Consider the following 16,154-nt stretch of genomic DNA (forward strand, 5'->3'; position numbering starts at 1 on the left):
ACGTCCCACCCGGAGACGGCTCGCAGAGCGTTTCGGGCTGTTCGAGCACGGCCCTTCCGTGAGGACTGGGAACGCACGCCTTGGGAACGCGCCGCCGAGCAGCGCGCGTACGCACTCTCGGACGAGTTGGGTGGCCGCCCCGGTGCCCCTATCCGGCGGCCTTCTACGACGATCTGCTGCGCCTCGATCCCGGGACGCCGGGCTCGCCGCGGCGCTCGCGGACAAGCACCTTCGGGAGCGGACGGTGGTCCTGGCCGAGCGCGGCGAGCCCGGAGCGGAAGCCGACGTTCCCGAGATCGCGCTCCTGACCGGGCTCGACCTGTCGGCACGCATGCGGGAGATCGGGCCGCGCCTTCTGCCCGCGTAGGCCGCCGTCGAGGTCAAGGTCGCCGGTCCGCTGGCCATCTACCCGTTCGACGACCCCGGCGCCGCCGTGCCCTTCGCCCTGGAGCTGCGCGCCGCCCTGGCCGAGGCCGGGATGACCTGCCGCATCGGGCTGGACGGCGGGCCGGTGCTGTCCGGGCGGACGCCGGGCGGGACGCCGGACGGGGGCCGCGACGTGGCCGGAGCGCCGGTCAACCAGGCGTCCAAGATGGCCCAGGACCTCGCCGCGCCCGGCACGGTCTGCCTGAGCGAGGCGGTCGCCGCGCAGGCGGGACCGGGCGGGTTCACCCGCGTCCGGCACACCGTCTCCGGCGTGGACCTGACCTTCTACCAGGGCTGACCGGTTCTACGCGGGCGCGACGAGCAGGCGGTCGAGGACGCGGACGCCGAACTCCAGGCCCTCGACCGGAACGCGCTCGTCGAGACCGTGGAACATGCCGAAGTAGTCGAGGTCGGGCGGCAGCAGCAGCGGCGCGAAGCCGTAGCCCCTGATGCCGATCCTCGCGAACCACTTGGCGTCGGTGCCGCCGCTCATGACGTACGGCACGGGTTTGCCGGCCGGGTCCTCGGCGAGCAGGGCGGCGGTGAGCTCGTCGAACAGGCCCTCGGCGGGAGAGGAGACGGCCTCCTCGAAGCTGACGAACTCGCGGGTGACCTTCGGGCCGAGCAGCCGGTCGACGGTCTCCAGGAACTCGTCGCGCTGCCCCGGCAGGAACCGGCCGTCCACGTGGGCCTCGGCGGTGCCGGGGATGACGTTGACCTTGTATCCCGCGTCCAGCATGGTCGGGTTGGCCGAGTTGCGCAGCACGCCCTTGAACAGCGCGGCCGCGCGGGGGATCCGCTCGATCTCCTCCTCCAGCCGGTCGAGGTCGATCGGCCCGCCGAGCGCCCGCGACAGCTCGTCGATCAGCCGGGCCACCTCGGGCGTCAGCCGTACGGGCCAGGAGTGGTCGGCGAGGCGGGCGAGGGCCCGGGCCAGCTCGGCCACGGGGTTGTCCACGGCGGGCTTGGACCCGTGACCGGGCACGCCGCGCGCGGTCAGGCGCATCCAGGCGGTGCCGCGCTCCCCGACGGCCACCGGGTAGATGCGGACGTCGTTCTCATACCAGGAGAAGCCGCCCGACTCGCTGATCGCCTCCGTGCAGCCCTCGAACAGCTCGCGGTGCCGCTCGACCGCGTGACCCGCGCCGTACTCGCCGGTGGACTCCTCGTCGGCGAGGAACGCGAGCACGAGGTCGCGCCGGGGACGCACGCCCCTGCGGGCGTTCTCGCGGGCCCAGGCGAGGGTCATGGCGAGCGTGCCCTTCATGTCGACCGCGCCCCGGCCGTGCACGCAGCCGTCGTCGATCTCGCCCGAGAACGGGTGCGTACGCCATTCGGCCGGGTCGGCGGGCACGACGTCGAGGTGCCCGTGCAGGAGCAGCGCGTCGGGGCTGTCGCCGGGGATGCGGGCCACCACGCTGGTGCGGCGCGGCGCCGACTCGAACACCACCGGCTCGATGCCGACCTCGGCGAGCAGGGACGCGACGTATTCGGCGGCCCGCCGCTCGCCCGGCCCGTCGCCGGACCCGTCGTTGGTGGTGTCGATCCGCAGCAGCTCCGAGCAGATCTCGCCGACCTCACTCACTGTCTTCCCCCTTGTGGAGCGTCAGCGGTGGCACCTCGGGGGTGGGAAAGCCGAAGACGATCCCGTAGAACGCCAGCTCGGCCTCCAGAGCCCGGACGATCGTCTCCTCGCGCCGCCACCCGTGCTGTTCTCCCTCGAACGTAAGGTAGGCCCACTCACGCCCGTGACGGGCCAGCGCCGCGGCGAACCGCTCCGACTGCGCGGGATCGACCACCCTGTCCTCCAGGCCGTGCAGGAGCAGGGCCGGGCCGGACGCCCGTTCCGCGTGCAGCTCGGGCGATCTGTCCGCGTAGCGCTGCCGGGTCTCGGGCAGCGGGCCGATCAGCCCGTCGAGGTAGCGCGACTCGAAGTCGTGCGTCTCGGCCGCCCAGTGTTCGGGGTCGGAGATGCCGTAGTGGGACACCGCGCCGCAGAACACGTCGCTGTGGACGAGCGCGGCCATCGACGTCCAGCCGCCCGCGCTGCCGCCCCTGATCGCCACCTTCTCGGCCCGCCCGCTGTCCAGCAGCCACCGCGCCACCGTCTCGCAGTCGCGCACGTCCACCACGCCCCAGCTGTGGCGCAGCCGCTCACGGTAGGCCCGGCCGTAGCCGGTGGAGCCGCCGTAGTTGACCTCGGCGACGCCGATGCCCCTGCTGGTGAAGTAGGCGATCTCCAGGTCGAACACCGGCGGCGCCGAACTCGTCGGCCCGCCGTGGACGAACACCACGTACGGCGCGGGCCCGCCGTCCTCCGACCGGGCCGCCGGGGCGTACAGGTGCGCGTGGACCCCCTCGACGGTCACCGCCTCGGGCGTGGGCAGCTCGGCGTCCTCGGGCACCGGCTTGCCGGGAGACAGCACCTCGTGCGCCCCCGTGTCCAGGTCGACCCGCACCACCTCGTACGGCCGGTGGGGCGAGCCCGCCACCCCCACGACGTGGGAGCCCCGGGCCGACAGGGCGGACGCCCAGTGGGTGTAGCCGCCGCCGACGTCCCGGATCGAACCGGTGCCCGCCGGGTCGTCGGCGATCCCGAGCCGCCGCTCGTCGGCCGTGCCGTACACGGTGGCGATCCGCCCGTCCGCGACGGCGAAGAACGTGGCGCCGATCTTCCAGGTGGCGTCGCCGAACTCCAGCGGCACCGGGGTCAGGTCGCGCGCCGTGCCGTCAAGGCCGACGAGGTGGATGTTCCACCAGCCGGTGGGGTCGGTGACGGCGTACAGGCTCTCGTCGTCGCGCCACTCGGCCTGGCACGTGGACGCGCCGGACAGCAGGACGCGATGGGGACCGCCGTCGACGGACCCGACGCACAGCTCGGTGGCGTCCCAGGGCATGTCGGGGTGGTTCCAGCCGATCCAGGCGAGCGACCGGCCGTCCGGCGAGACGCGCGGGTTCATCAGGAAATGGTGGGTCTTCACCACGCTGCGCAGCGGGGAGCCGTCGAGCGGCACCACGACGATGTCCCGCTCTCCGCTGCGGGCGTCGCCCCGCTCGCGTACGCACCACACCTCGTCGCCGTGGACGACGAGGTCGGCGTAGCGGGCGGGCTCGTCGGGGGTGAGCGGAACCGGCTCCCCGCCGGGGGAGCACAGGTAGATCCGGCCGTCCGCCCAGTTGGTGAACACCAGACGGCCCTCGTGCGCCCGCCAGGACCGCCCGCCATATTCCATGACCCGGTTCCTGGCGTTCCAGCCCTGCGGGAGCACGTCTTCGGTCACGCCGTCGGCCCTGCGCCGCACCACGCAGCGCCGGCCGCCCTCACGCGGGCGCGGCTCGTCCCACCAGACCTCGTCTCCCGAGATCTCCACCCACAGCGGGCGGTCGTCCACCCTCGCGACGTCGACGGCCCTGATGGTCACCAGTTCCCCCCGGATTCTGGAAGCGGAGTGCCGGGGGGATGCACGATGTGCGCGATCCCCCCGCTGCTCGTGGCGCGCAGCCAGACGCTCTCGAACGCCGCACGCGGATACACCCGCCGCACGCCGTCGTCGTCCGGCGCGGCCGGGTCGTTCGCGATGACGTCGCCGTCGGCCGTGAAACCCGTGACGACCATGATGTGCCCGCCCGTGGAGTATCCGGCACCCGGCAGTTCGTGATCGCGGAACGCCTGAGAGGTGATCACCGGGATCCCGGCGGCGATGAACCGCTCCAGCTCGGCCAGCGAGCGCAGCCGCGTGACGAAGCCGTCCAGCCCGTACCGCCCGGCGTACGCGACGCCGAAGGGCCAGTTGCCGGTGCCCTGGTAGCTGTGGTCGTACATGTCGCGCGCGGCGTGGTCGACCGCCGGGCACGGGTCGCCGGGGGTGACCCAGGCGAGGTCGGCCGGCGTGGGCCCGCGCCCCCAGTAGTCCAGCACCATCGTGAACGACGCGGGGCTGCACCAGGACTCCCCGCCGCCGTCCCACTGCGGGTAGTGCCCCGTGTGGGCCTTCTGCGAACGGCGCGGGACGTCGAGCTCGACCGCCCGCAGCCCCGGCGGGCCGCCTCTGCCCGCCTGCCCCACGGCCGAGGCCATCACGGCCAGCGACCGCACGTCGCCGCCGCTGCCATAGAGGGTGGCGCGTACGCGGTAGGAGGCGACGGGGCGGGCGGCGACGAAGGTGTCGACCGCGACGTCACCGTCGGCATCCCCCTGGCCGGGCAGCGACGTGCGGTGGATGTCGGCGTCGGTCTCGGCCCACCGGCCCATGACGTACCACTTGGTCGGCTCGCCGGTGACGGTCCGCGCCTGGATCTCGATCTCCAGCCAGGCGCCGGGCGGCGCGGCGGCCGTCCACGACGGCACGAGCTCGGTGGCCGGGAAGCCGATCTCCCGCTCGGGGGACGTCCAGCGGAGGTAGGGCCACTCCCGCTCGCCGCCGGGCGCGAACGGATCCAGATATTTCGCCGTCCCCGTCTCGCGAGCCTCGACGGACCACCGGTGGAGGACGACGGGGCTCACCTGGGGGCTCGGTCCGGCCGACAGCAGGGTGACCACCTCGCCGATTGTTGTTACCGCCCCGACCTGGCACATCGGATGGTTTACGTATCCGACACAATCGGACAGTACGGCATCGGCCGCCGTGGTCGGTCAGACGTGGTCCGGTCAGAGATACAGGCCGGTGGCGGGGGCGGCCTCGGCCGCGACGGCGGGGCGGCCGTCCCGCAGGGCGAACAGCTCGGCCAGCGTGGCACCGCCAGGACCGGCGCCTTCGGCGCGGCCCAGCCACTCGGCCGCCTGCCCGGCGTCGAACCGGCCGACCTCGATCTGCGCCAGGCACCGCCCGGGCCGTACGACGGCCGGGTGGAGCCTGCTGAGGTCCTCGTTGGTCGTGATCGCCACGAGCACGTCCCTGCCCTGCCCGAGCAGCCCGTCGGTCAGGTTGAGCAGGCGTGACAGGCCCTGGCCCGTCGACTGCTTGGCCTCGGCGCGGATCAGCTCGTCGCAGTCCTCCAGCACGAGCAGCCGCCACCGCGGCTCCTCGTCGTCGCCCGGGCCGTCCCAGCCGACGGCGACGTCCATCAGGTACCCCGGGTCGTTGAACAGCAGCTCGGGGTCGAGCACGCAGTCGACCTGGCACCACGGCGCCCACTCGCGCGCGAGCGTGCGCAGCAGCGTCGTCTTGCCGGTGCCGGGCGGGCCGTGCAGGAGGACCAGCCGGCCCGTCACGTCGGCCGCGGTGGTCGCCATGAGGGCGTCCAGGCGGCCGGTGGCGGCCGTGGGGTAGTTCCTCCTGATCTCCTTCCAGGAGGCGGTCGTGATGGGCTTGGCGGAGCGGTGCGGCCCGTGGCTCGACCGCCACCAGAAGCCCATCCGCACGTGGTCGGCCTCGGGGGCGGCCTCCTCCGCGTCCCTGGTCGCCTGCTCCAGGACCGCGCCGGCCAGCTCCTCGCTCACCGCCGTGGCGGTCAGCGTCGCCGACCGGTTGGAGTTGCGGACCACCCGCAGCGTCCATCCCTCGCCCGCGATGAGCCGGGTCTCGTACCCGTCGGTGTGCTGGGCGACCCGCAGCAGCCGGCCGCCCTCGGGGGTCAGCGGGGCGTCGGCGCGGACCCGGCCGAGGCTGGTGGTGCGCGACCAGGGCTGCTCGCCGGTCGCGAACGGCGACAGCGCCAGGGCGTCGATGACGTCGGCCGGGCTGTCGGTGTCGTCGAGCCAGATCCGCATCGGCAACGGCCGCGGCGGCGTGGAGTGAGGAGAGAAGTCGACCTCCTTGACAACGGACATATCGCGATGATCTCGACGTGCGACGCGCTCTGTCGAATGGATTTATAGGCTTATTCAGTTTGCTTGCCGTTTAAGCGGTTTCTTGTGGGCAAAAGGCAGTACCTGTTGGCGCGTTACCGCTACGCTCGGTATCCAGTCGTACGGCTTTCAACGGAGAGCACTGTGGCCATCGATCTCGTGTCCCGCGCTGAATGGGGCGCGCGTCCACCCAGGGGCTCGTACTCGTCGCTGTCCTCGACCCGCGGCGTGAAGGTCCACTACACCGGCGGCCGGGTGGACCCGGGCATCGTCGGCGACCATGCCAAGTGCGTGGCCATGGTGAAGTCCATCCAGAGCTTCCACATCGACGGCAACGGCTGGATCGATATCGGCTATTCGATGGTGGCCTGTCCGCATCGAAAGGTATTCGCCGGGCGGGGGCCGGGACACCTGCCGGCCGCCAACGGACCCGGTCTGAACTCCGGCCACTACGCGGTGCTCGGTCTCGTGGGCAACGCCGGCCTGGTCCAGCCGACCGACGGCATCCTGCACGCGATCCTCGACGCGGTGGAGTATCTGCGTGCCAAGGGCGGCGCGGGCAAGGAGATCAAGGGCCACCGCGACGGCTACTCCACCGACTGCCCCGGCGACCCGCTGTACGCCTGGATCAAGAAGGGCGCGCCCCGCCCCGGCGCCACCCAGCCGCAGCCGGACCCCGAACCGGAGCCCGTGCAGAAGTGGCCCGGCCGGCTGCTGAGATATCCGCCGGTGATGCGCGGCGACGACGTGCGCACCTGGCAGGCCCGGATGAAGGAGCTCGGCTACGACATCGTCGTGGACGGCGCGTACGGGCCGGACTCCCGCGACGTGTGCCGCAGGTTCCAGAAGGACCGGCGCCTCGACGTGGACGGCATCGTCGGCCCCGTCACCTGGAACGCCGCCTTCGCCACGTCCTAGTCAAACGGTCACCAGACGACGCCGGGGCTCTCCGCGCCGCCGCCGAAGGCCGAGGTGCCCGTCTTCCGCCACCGCTGCCGCACGTTGTGCTCGCCTCCCGTACGCGGAGCCGTGGCGGTGAAGGGACCGCACGTGACGGTCGCGCCGTCGCCGGAAGGGGAGACGCCCGAGCAGATGAAGGGCTGCGAGACGTTCTGCTCCGCCGTGCTGTCGTACAGCTGGATGTGGATGTCGGACCGTACGGACGCGTCCCCTCTGATCCGGCCCATGAGATAGAAGACGTCGCCCACCATGGCGAAGCAGGGCGACATCTCCGTGCCCATGTCGTCGCCGACCGAGATCCAGGACCGGCACCGCCACTCCGGGCTCTGGCGGGGGCGCCTCGCCTCGTCGGCCCCGCCGTCTTCCGTCGCCTGGGCCTCCGACCGGCGCGGCCGGGGTGACGCGGCGGTCTGCCGCGCGGGCGACGGCTGTGTGGCGGGCCGGTGCGTGGGCGACGTCGCGGGGCGCGGCTTGGCCGGCGGCGTGGAGGCCGCCGCGCCGGGATCATGCTCAGGGGTGCGCTGCGCCGCCTCACGGGTGCGACGGCGCGACGGCTCGGCGGACGGCGACGGCGTGGAGACGGGGGTCGCGGGCGCTTCCGCCGCCTCCCGCGCCGTCGTGCCGGCCGCTCCGTCGCTCGCCCCCGACCGCCACGGAGACAGGACGGCCAGGACCGACGCGGTGAGCGCCAGGGCGGTGGCGGCCGTGACGACGGCGACCAGGCGCCGCCGCGAGCCCCGGCCCCGCGGTGACGCCGTGGTCTCCTCACCCGTCGGGGCAGCGGGAGGCAGCGCGGCCGGGGTGGGCGGTCCCGCCGGAGCGGCCGGGGTGTCCGGGGTCGCCGGGGCGGCCGGAGGCACGGTTTCCGACGTGGCGGACGGCGGATCCGACCACGCGATCGGCGGCAGGGCGGGCAGGCCGGCGAGCGACGGCGCCGCGTCGCGCAGCGCCGCCGCCACCTGCGCCGCCTCCGGGCGGCCGGCGGGATCCTTCGAGACGCAGGCCCAGACGATCTGCCACAGCGCGTCCGGCATCCCGGGCAGGCGCCGGGGCACGGCCGTCGCGTGCCGCCGCAGCACCACCATCGGATGGTCGGCGACGTACGGCGGGCGCCCGGCGAGCAGCTCGTAGAGGATCAGCCCGATCGCGTACACGTCCACCGCGGTGGTGGGGGTGCCTCCCTCGGCCACCTCGGGAGCGAGGTAGGTGGGCGTGCCGATGATCGAGGTGGTCTGGGTGAGGCCCGGGCCGTGCAGGACGCGGGCGACACCGAAGTCGGTGAGCCGGACCCGTCCGGTGTTCTCCTCGACCAGGATGTTCCCCGGCTTGATGTCCCGGTGGACGACGCCCTCGGCGTGGGCGGCCCCCACGCCGTCGGCCACCTGGGCGAGCAGCCCGGCCGCCTCGGCCGGGGGCAGCGTGCCGCGCCGCTGGAGGTGGGTGCGCAGGTTCCGCCCTTCGACGAGGTCCATCACCAGGGCGAGACGCCTGCCCTCGACGACGAAGTCGCGGATGGCGACGATGTTGGGGTGCCGCAGCGACCGCATCACGTTGCGTTCCTGCACGAACCGCAGGACCAGGTCCTGGTCGTCGCCGAGGCCCTCGCGCAGCAGCTTCACCGCCACCGTCTCCCCGGTGTCGCGGTGCCGCGCCCGCCAGACGCTTCCCATCGCGCCGGCGCCTATCTCGTCCAGCAACACGTAGCCGCTGCCCAGCGACGTCCCGGCCCCGTCCGCGCTCATCGTCCCGCCCTCCCCGTCCATGACCGAGATCACAATACTGAGGAAGATCGCGGCTACGCCCCAGACGGAGTTGTCCACAGACCGGGACCCGGGGGCTCCGGGGCGGGGCCGGGGCATCTAGCATCCGGTTCATGACGGTGCCGCCTGTTGAACTCGACGACCTCGCCGATCCCGCAGCGGGATTCCCACAGGCCACGCGGGAGCAGTGGAGGGCGCTCGCGGCCGAGGTGCTGCGCAAGTCAGGCTGGGAGGGTTCGCCTGACGAGGTCGAGGCCGCCCTGACCACCACGACCTACGACGGGGTGGCGGTCGCCCCGCTGTACGACGCCGCCGACGTGCCCGCCGCGCCGAGGACGACGCGCGCGCCCGGTCCGTGGGACGTGCGCCAGCGGCACGCCGACCCGGATCCGGCCGCGACGCGGGAGGCGATCCACGCCGACCTGGAGAACGGCGTCACGTCCCTGTGGCTCGATCTGAACGCCATCGACCCCGCCGCGCTGCCGGCCGTGCTCGACGGCGTCCTGCTCGACCTCGCTCCGGTCGTCCTCGACGCCGGCCCGCGTACGGCCGAGGCGGCGGAGACCTTCCTGCGCCTGGCGGAGGGGGTGGCGCTGCCCGGGGGCAACCTGGGCGCCGACCCGATCGGGCTGGCGGCCCGCACCGGCGCCCCCGTGGACACCGGCGCCGCCGTGACGCTCGCCCGCCGCTGCGTCGCCGGCCATCCGGGTCTGCGGTCGATCACGGTCAATGCCCTGCCGTACCACGACGCGGGCGGCGCCGACGCAGAGGAGCTCGGCTGCTCGATCGCTACCGGCGTCGCCTATCTGCGGGCGCTGACCGACGCGGGCCTGACGGCCGAGCAGGCGTTCGGGCAGGTCGAGTTCCGCTACGCCGCGACCGCCGACCAGTTCCTCACGATCGCCAAGCTCCGGGCCGCCCGGCGGCTGTGGGCGCGGGTCGCCGAGGTGGTCGGCGGGCCGGGAGCCCAGCTCCAGCACGCGGTCACCTCCTCGGCGATGATGACGGCCAGGGACCCCTGGGTGAACATGCTGCGCACGACCGTCGCCTGCTTCGCGGCCGGAGTCGGCGGGGCCGACGCGGTGACCGTCCAGCCGTTCGACGCCTGTCTCGGGCTGCCCGATGCGTTCGCCCGGCGCATCGCCCGCAACACCCAGTCGCTGCTGGTGGAGGAGGCGAACGTCGCCCGCGTGGCCGACCCGGCCGGGGGCTCGTGGTATGTGGAACGGCTCACCGCCGACCTTGCCGCCCGGGCCTGGGAGTGGTTCCGGGAGATCGAGCGGGCCGGTGGGATGGCGGCCGCGCTGGAGCGGCTGGTCCCCGAGCGGCTGGCGGCGACCAGGGCCAGGCGCGCGGACGCCATCGCGCACCGCCGCGATCCGATCACCGGGGTCAGCGAGTTTCCCGACCTGAAGGAGAGGCCGGTGTCCCGGCGGCCCGGCCCCGGGCTCGCCGTCACACCCGCCGTCACTGCCGGCGGCGCGTCCGGTGGCGGGCTGCCGGTGACGCGCTACGCCGAGGAGTTCGAGGCGCTGCGCGATCTCGCCGACGCCCAGCCGAGCCGGCCCACCGTGTTCCTCGCCACGATCGGGCCGGTCGCCGCGCACACCGCGCGGGCGACGTTCGCCGCCAACCTGTTCGCGGCGGGCGGCGTCGCGACCGTCACCAGCGGCCCCGGCACCGACCCGGAGGCGATCGCCGCCGCCTTCCGCGACTGCGGCACCCCCGTGGCCTGCCTGTGCTCCAGCGACCGGCTGTACGGCGAGCACGCCGCGGCCGTGGCCGCGGCGCTGCGGGAGGCCGGGGCGCGCACGGTGTGGCTGGCGGGGAAGGGAGAGTATGAGGGGGTGGACGCCACCCTGTACGCCGGCTGTGACGCGCTCGGGGTGCTCCGCGCGACGTTCGACGATCTGGGAGTGGCTCGATGATTCCGGACTTCTCGGAGATTGACCTGGGGTCGAGCGCCGCGGCGCCGGACGTCCACCCCGGTGACACGGCGCAAGATGACATGGCGCAAGATGACACGGCGCAAGATGACACGGCGTGGGAGACCCCTGAGGGCATCGCGGTCAAGCCGTTCTACACGGCGGCCGACCTGGAGGACGGCCCGTCCCTCAGGACCTACCCGGGCATCGCGCCCTTCCTGCGCGGCCCCTACCCGACGATGTACGTCACCCAGCCGTGGACCATCCGGCAGTACGCCGGGTTCTCCACCGCCGAGGAGTCCAACGCGTTCTACCGGCGCAACCTGGCGGCCGGGCAGAAGGGCCTGTCGGTCGCCTTCGACCTCGCGACCCATCGGGGCTACGACTCCGATCACCCCCGCGTCGCCGGAGACGTCGGCATGGCGGGCGTGGCCATCGACTCGATCTACGACATGCGGCAGCTGTTCGACGGCATCCCGCTCGACCGGATGAGCGTGTCGATGACCATGAACGGCGCGGTGCTGCCGATCCTGGCGCTCTACATCGTCGCGGCCGAGGAGCAGGGCGTCACGCCCGACAAGCTGGCGGGGACCATCCAGAACGACATCCTCAAGGAGTTCATGGTCCGCAACACCTACATCTACCCGCCGGGCCCGTCGATGCGGATCATCTCCGACATCTTCGAGTACACCTCCAAGAAGATGCCGAAGTTCAACTCCATCTCGATCTCCGGCTACCACATCCAGGAGGCCGGGGCGACCTGCGACCTGGAGCTCGCGTACACGCTGGCCGACGGGCTGGAGTATCTGCGCGCCGGCGTCAACGCGGGGCTGGGCATCGACGCGTTCGCGCCGCGGCTGTCGTTCTTCTGGTGCATCGGCATGAACTTCTTCATGGAAGTCGCCAAGCTCCGCGCCGCCCGGCTGCTGTGGGCCCGCCTGGTCAAGGGCTTCGGCCCGGAGAACCCCAAGTCGCTGTCGCTGCGCACGCACAGCCAGACCTCCGGATGGTCGCTGACCGCGCAGGACGTCTTCAACAACGTCGTGCGGACCTGCGTCGAGGCGATGGCGGCCACCCAGGGGCACACGCAGTCGCTGCACACCAACGCCCTGGACGAGGCGCTCGCGCTGCCGAGCGACTTCTCGGCGCGCATCGCCCGCAACACCCAGCTCCTGCTCCAGCAGGAGTCGGGCACCACGCGGGTGATCGACCCGTGGGGCGGCTCCTACTACGTCGAGACCCTCACCCGCGAGCTGGCGCGGACGGCCTGGGGCCACATCCAGGAGGTCGAGCGGGCCGGCGGCATGGCCAGGGCCATCGACCAGGGGCTGCCCAAGATGCGCATCGAGGAGGCGGCGGCCCGCACCCAGGCGCGCATCGACTCCGGCAGGCAGCCGGTGATCGGCGTGAACAAGTATCGCCCCGAGGCCGACGAGCCGATCGAGGTGCTCAAGGTCGACAACACGGCCGTGCGCAACCAGCAGATCGACAAGCTCCGCAGGCTGCGCGAGGAGCGCTCGCCCGACGCCGTCGCCGAGGCGCTGGAGGCGCTGACGAAGGGCGCGGCCGGCGGGGAGAACCTGCTGGAACTCGCGGTGAACGCCGCCAGGGCCAAGGCCACGGTCGGGGAGATCTCCGAGGCGCTGGAGAAGGTCTTCGGACGGCACTCCGCGCAGATCCGTACGATATCGGGCGTGTATCGCGCGGAGGTGGGCGACGCCGCGGATCGGGTGCGGGAGGCGTGCGCGCAGTTCGAGAAGGCGGAGGGCCGCAGGCCCCGGATCCTCGTCGCGAAGATGGGCCAGGACGGTCACGACCGGGGCCAGAAGGTGATCGCGAGCGGCTTCGCCGACCTCGGGTTCGACGTCGACGTCGGCCCGCTGTTCCAGACGCCCGAAGAGGTCGCCCGGCAGGCCGTCGAGGCCGACGTGCACGTGGTCGGGGTCTCCTCGCTGGCGGCCGGGCACCTGACGCTGGTGCCCGCGCTGCGCCAGGCGCTCGCCGGCCTCGGCGCGGACGACATCATGATCGTGGTCGGCGGGGTGATCCCCCCGGACGACGTCGAGGAGCTGCGCGCCGCGGGCGCCTCGGCGATCTTCCTGCCCGGCACGGTGATCGCCGACGCCGCCCTGGAGCTGCTGCGCGAGCTGTCCGCCCGGCTGGGCCATCGGTGACCGTGCCGGCGATCGAGGACTACGTCAAGGGCGTGCTGTCGGGCGACCGGCGGTGGATCGCCCGGGCCATCACGCTGGTGGAGTCGACCAGGGCCGATCACCGGGAGATGGCGCAGCGGCTGCTGGTCGAGCTGACCCCGCACGCCGGCAAGGCCCGCAGGGTGGGGGTGTCCGGGGTGCCCGGGGTCGGCAAGTCGACCTTCATCGAGGCGCTCGGCACCTGTCTCACGGGGCAGGGGCACCGGGTGGCCGTACTGGCTGTGGACCCCTCGTCGCGGCGCTCCGGCGGCAGCATCCTGGGGGACAAGACCCGGATGGCCCGGCTGTCGGCCGACCCGAACGCCTTCATCCGGCCGTCCCCCACGGCCGGGACGCTCGGCGGCGTGGCGAAGGCCACCCGTGAGGCCATCGTCGTGGTCGAGGCGGCGGGCTACGACATCGTGCTCGTCGAGACGGTCGGGGTCGGTCAGTCGGAGACCGCGGTCGCCGACATGGTCGACACCTTCGTCCTGCTCACCCTCGCCCGCACGGGTGACCAGCTCCAGGGCATCAAGAAGGGCGTGCTGGAGCTGGCCGACGTCATCGCGGTCAACAAGGCCGACGGCGAGCACGAGACGGCCGCGCGCAGGGCGGCGCGTGAGCTGTCCGGGGCGCTGCGGCTGCTGCGCTCGGACACGCCCGTGCTGACCTGCAGCGGTCTCACCGGTGCCGGGCTCGAGGAGCTGTGGGCCCACGTCGTGCGCCACCAGGAGGGCGCCGACCTCGCCGCCAGGCGCAGCCGCCAGCAGGTCGAGTGGACGTGGGCGCTGGTCCGGGAGCGGCTGCTGGCCATGCTCCGCGACGCCACCGCGGAGATCGCGCCCGACATCGAGCGGCAGGTCCTCGCCGGCACCCTCACTCCCGCGCTGGCCGCCGACCGCATCCTGGCGGCCTTCCTGGCCGACGACGACCAGGCGGACGCCTCTCATGACACCCGGGGGATCACCTTTCCTCCCGAGTGAGAGAGATCGCTACCCGTGCGACCGGGAATGCACTGTTGCACGTTTTCCCCGGCCGGAACCGTGCCACGATGTGGCCGCTTTCGACTACGGGGAGGTGCGATGAACCACGATCCGATGATGCCGCCGCAGGTGGAGCGCGCGCTGCGGGAGTATCGGGCGTTACTGTCCGCGCATGGGATCACCTGGGGGGAGCCGGCGCTGGGTTACGTCCGCATGATGCCGTTCCTCCGGTTCCCCGAGCAGGCCGAGCGGATGAGCCTCCGGCCCGACCTCGACGCGGAGTTTCGCGACACGCTGGACGGCGAGGTCCCCCGGGGCCTGGTCGCGCTGCGGCTGACCACGGACGGCAACCACCTGGAGCACCGCCTGGAGCACCGCCTGGAGCACCGCCTGGAGCACGGCACGGCCCGGCCGCTGCTGTCGCCGGGACCGGTGCCCGTCATCCTGCTGGTCGACTCCGCGCTGCCGCACCCCGTCGAGGTGACCGCCGACGGCGTGCCGTTCGGGATCACGGCGGGCGGGGCCCGGCTCCTCGACGTGACGACCGCGACCCTGCTCACGGTGGACGGCGAGGAGGTGGACCTGTCCGGGCTGGCCCGGCCGGCGCCGGCCGCGCGGCTGCGGTTGCGCGCGGGCCTCCCGTGCCGGTGGAGCGTCACGTCGGCCGGCGGCCAGGGGTGGTATCCGGAGGGGGCGCCGGAACGGCGCGACAACGACGACCGGCCGTTCTTCCACGGCGACGACGTCGTGCTCGCCGTGCCCTGCGAGCCGGTCACGATCCGGGTCACGCGCGGCATGGAGTATGACGTCGCCGAGACGACGGTCGTGCCCAGGACGGGGGAGGAGACGCTGGTCGGGCTCGCGCCGCAGCGGCTGTACGACGCCGCCGCCCGCGGCTGGTATGGCGCAGACCTGCACGTCCACATGAACTGGGCGGGCGACCTGGTCGCCGCCCCGGCGGAGGCGGCCGCCGCGCAGCTCGGCGAGGACCTGCACGTGCTGAACCTCGTCGCCGGCAACGTCGCGGGCGACCGGGTCTACGACCGGGAGGCGCTCCAGCACTGGGCCGGGCGCGACCTGCCGTGGTCGGACGCCGGGCACGTCGCCCGGATGGGCGTGGAGTATCGCAACGACCTGTTCGGGCACGTCCACGTCTTCGGGGTGGCCGCGCCGCCCGCCGTCTATCACACGGGCTTCGGCGCCGACGCCGACTGGCCGCCCAATGCGGCCGTCTGCGGAGACCTGCGGGAGCCGCGCGCGGTCCTGGGATACGCCCACCCCTTCCACGGCCCGGTCTCCTCCCCCGAGGACGTGACCGGGGGCGGGACCAGGAACTGCACCGGCCGCGCCCTGGTGGTCGACGCCGCGCTCGGCATGGTCGACGGGGTGGAGGTGCTGCATTTCAGCGACCTGTCGCACGCGCCGGGGACCGCCGAGGTCTACCGGAGGCTGGTCGGCGCGGGCAACCGGCTCGCCGCGCTCGCCGGGACCGACACCATGCTGTCGTTCACCCGCCAGGACACGGTCTCCAGCCCGCCGGGCTGGGAGCGCGTCTACGCCCGCGTGGACGGGCCGCTCAGCGCCGAGTCGTTCGCCGAGGCCGTACGGCGGGGGCGCACGTTCGCCACCACCGGCCCCTGGCTGGAGCTCACCGTGGACGGCCTGGGGCCGGGGGAGACGCTCGACCTCGCGGGCGGCGAGACGGTCGCCGTCCGGGCCCGGGCCGTCGGGCCCGAGGTGGAGCGCATCGAGATCAGGACCGCAGCCGGCGTGCTCGCCGAGAGCGCGGGTCGCGAGGTGACCGCCTCGCTGCCGGTGACGGACGCCGGCTATGTGGTCGCCGTGGCCCACGGCGGCCCCCACCCGCGCGCCCCGCGCGGGCGCGCGTACGCCCACACCAGCCCGGTCTACCTCGACGTGCGGGGGCGGCACGTGGCGCGGGAGGAGGACGTGCGCTGGTGCCTGCGGTGGCTCGACCTGCTCGACGAGCTGGTGCGGGCCAGGGCCCGCCTGCGGACCCGGGCCCAGCTGCGCGACCACCTCGACCTCATCGAGAAGGCTCGCGCGGTGTACGAATCCCGCCTGTAGCCGGCGGTATGCGATCAGCGACAGCGGCGGGT

The 16,154-nt window shown here is 73.4% G+C and carries 12 protein-coding genes; 7 read left to right on the forward strand and 5 right to left on the reverse strand.

All coding sequences use genetic code 11. The annotated features are described in order from the left end of the window. The first annotated feature begins 244 nt into the window (after nt 1–244). Together FLX08_RS43035 and FLX08_RS28310 are read left to right on the forward strand one after the other, a co-directional pair. Nucleotides 245–367, forward strand: a complete 123-nt coding sequence (locus FLX08_RS43035; RefSeq protein WP_280117139.1) for a hypothetical protein — start codon at nt 245–247, stop codon at nt 365–367. Nucleotides 368–433: 66 nt separating this feature from the next. Next, entirely contained in the window at nt 434–724 is a 291-nt protein-coding gene (locus tag FLX08_RS28310) for a nucleotidyl cyclase domain-containing protein (protein WP_142623161.1), read from the forward strand. A gap of 6 nt (nt 725–730) precedes the next feature. Here FLX08_RS28310 and FLX08_RS28315 read toward each other — a convergent pair whose 3' ends face one another. From FLX08_RS28315 to FLX08_RS28330, 4 genes are all read right to left on the reverse strand, one after another. Further along, a complete protein-coding gene (locus FLX08_RS28315; RefSeq protein WP_142623163.1) occupies nt 731–2,011 on the reverse strand; it encodes a M20/M25/M40 family metallo-hydrolase in 1,281 nt (426 codons plus the stop codon). After that, the gene (locus FLX08_RS28320; RefSeq protein ID WP_244312949.1) at nt 2,004–3,848 is read right to left on the reverse strand and encodes a S9 family peptidase; all 1,845 of its coding nucleotides are present in this window, start codon (nt 3,846–3,848) and stop codon (nt 2,004–2,006) included. Before FLX08_RS28320 ends, FLX08_RS28315 begins: the two co-directional genes overlap by 8 nt. Continuing rightward, complete coding sequence (locus FLX08_RS28325; RefSeq protein ID WP_244312950.1) at nt 3,845–4,966, reverse strand: C39 family peptidase; 1,122 nt, start codon at nt 4,964–4,966, stop codon at nt 3,845–3,847. The genes FLX08_RS28320 and FLX08_RS28325 overlap by 4 nt, the downstream gene beginning before the upstream one ends. Before the next feature lie 108 nt (nt 4,967–5,074). Next, nucleotides 5,075–6,196 carry a DUF5925 domain-containing protein gene (locus FLX08_RS28330; protein WP_142623167.1) on the reverse strand — a complete coding sequence of 374 codons (1,122 nt, stop codon included), beginning with the start codon at nt 6,194–6,196 and terminating at the stop codon, nt 5,075–5,077. 162 nt (nt 6,197–6,358) lie between these two features. Here FLX08_RS28330 and FLX08_RS28335 point away from each other — a divergent pair, with 162 nt between their 5' ends. Then, nucleotides 6,359–7,132: a peptidoglycan recognition protein family protein gene (locus FLX08_RS28335; RefSeq protein ID WP_142623169.1), complete on the forward strand. Its 774-nt coding sequence runs from the start codon at nt 6,359–6,361 to the stop codon at nt 7,130–7,132. 8 nt (nt 7,133–7,140) lie between these two features. Here FLX08_RS28335 and FLX08_RS28340 read toward each other — a convergent pair whose 3' ends face one another. After that, a complete protein-coding gene (locus FLX08_RS28340; protein WP_208761711.1) occupies nt 7,141–8,994 on the reverse strand; it encodes a serine/threonine-protein kinase in 1,854 nt (617 codons plus the stop codon). Between the two features lie 53 nt (nt 8,995–9,047). Between FLX08_RS28340 and FLX08_RS28345 the strand changes: the two genes are divergently transcribed. The 4 genes from FLX08_RS28345 (at nt 9,048) to FLX08_RS28360 (ending at nt 16,122) form a co-directional block, all read left to right on the forward strand. Beyond that, nucleotides 9,048–10,862: a methylmalonyl-CoA mutase family protein gene (locus tag FLX08_RS28345; protein ID WP_142623173.1), complete on the forward strand. Its 1,815-nt coding sequence runs from the start codon at nt 9,048–9,050 to the stop codon at nt 10,860–10,862. Between the two features lie 80 nt (nt 10,863–10,942). Beyond that, nucleotides 10,943–13,033 (forward strand): methylmalonyl-CoA mutase, encoded by a 2,091-nt coding sequence (scpA, locus tag FLX08_RS28350; protein WP_425280647.1) that lies wholly within the window; start codon nt 10,943–10,945, stop codon nt 13,031–13,033. 2 nt (nt 13,034–13,035) lie between these two features. Beyond that, entirely contained in the window at nt 13,036–14,034 is a 999-nt protein-coding gene (gene meaB / locus FLX08_RS28355; RefSeq protein ID WP_142623275.1) for a methylmalonyl Co-A mutase-associated GTPase MeaB, read from the forward strand. Between the two features lie 99 nt (nt 14,035–14,133). Then, entirely contained in the window at nt 14,134–16,122 is a 1,989-nt protein-coding gene (locus tag FLX08_RS28360; protein WP_142623176.1) for a CehA/McbA family metallohydrolase, read from the forward strand. Nucleotides 16,123–16,154: the final 32 nt, after the last annotated feature.

It is taken from the genome of Microbispora hainanensis (assembly GCF_006874475.1).
Taxonomy (GTDB): domain Bacteria; phylum Actinomycetota; class Actinomycetes; order Streptosporangiales; family Streptosporangiaceae; genus Microbispora; species Microbispora hainanensis.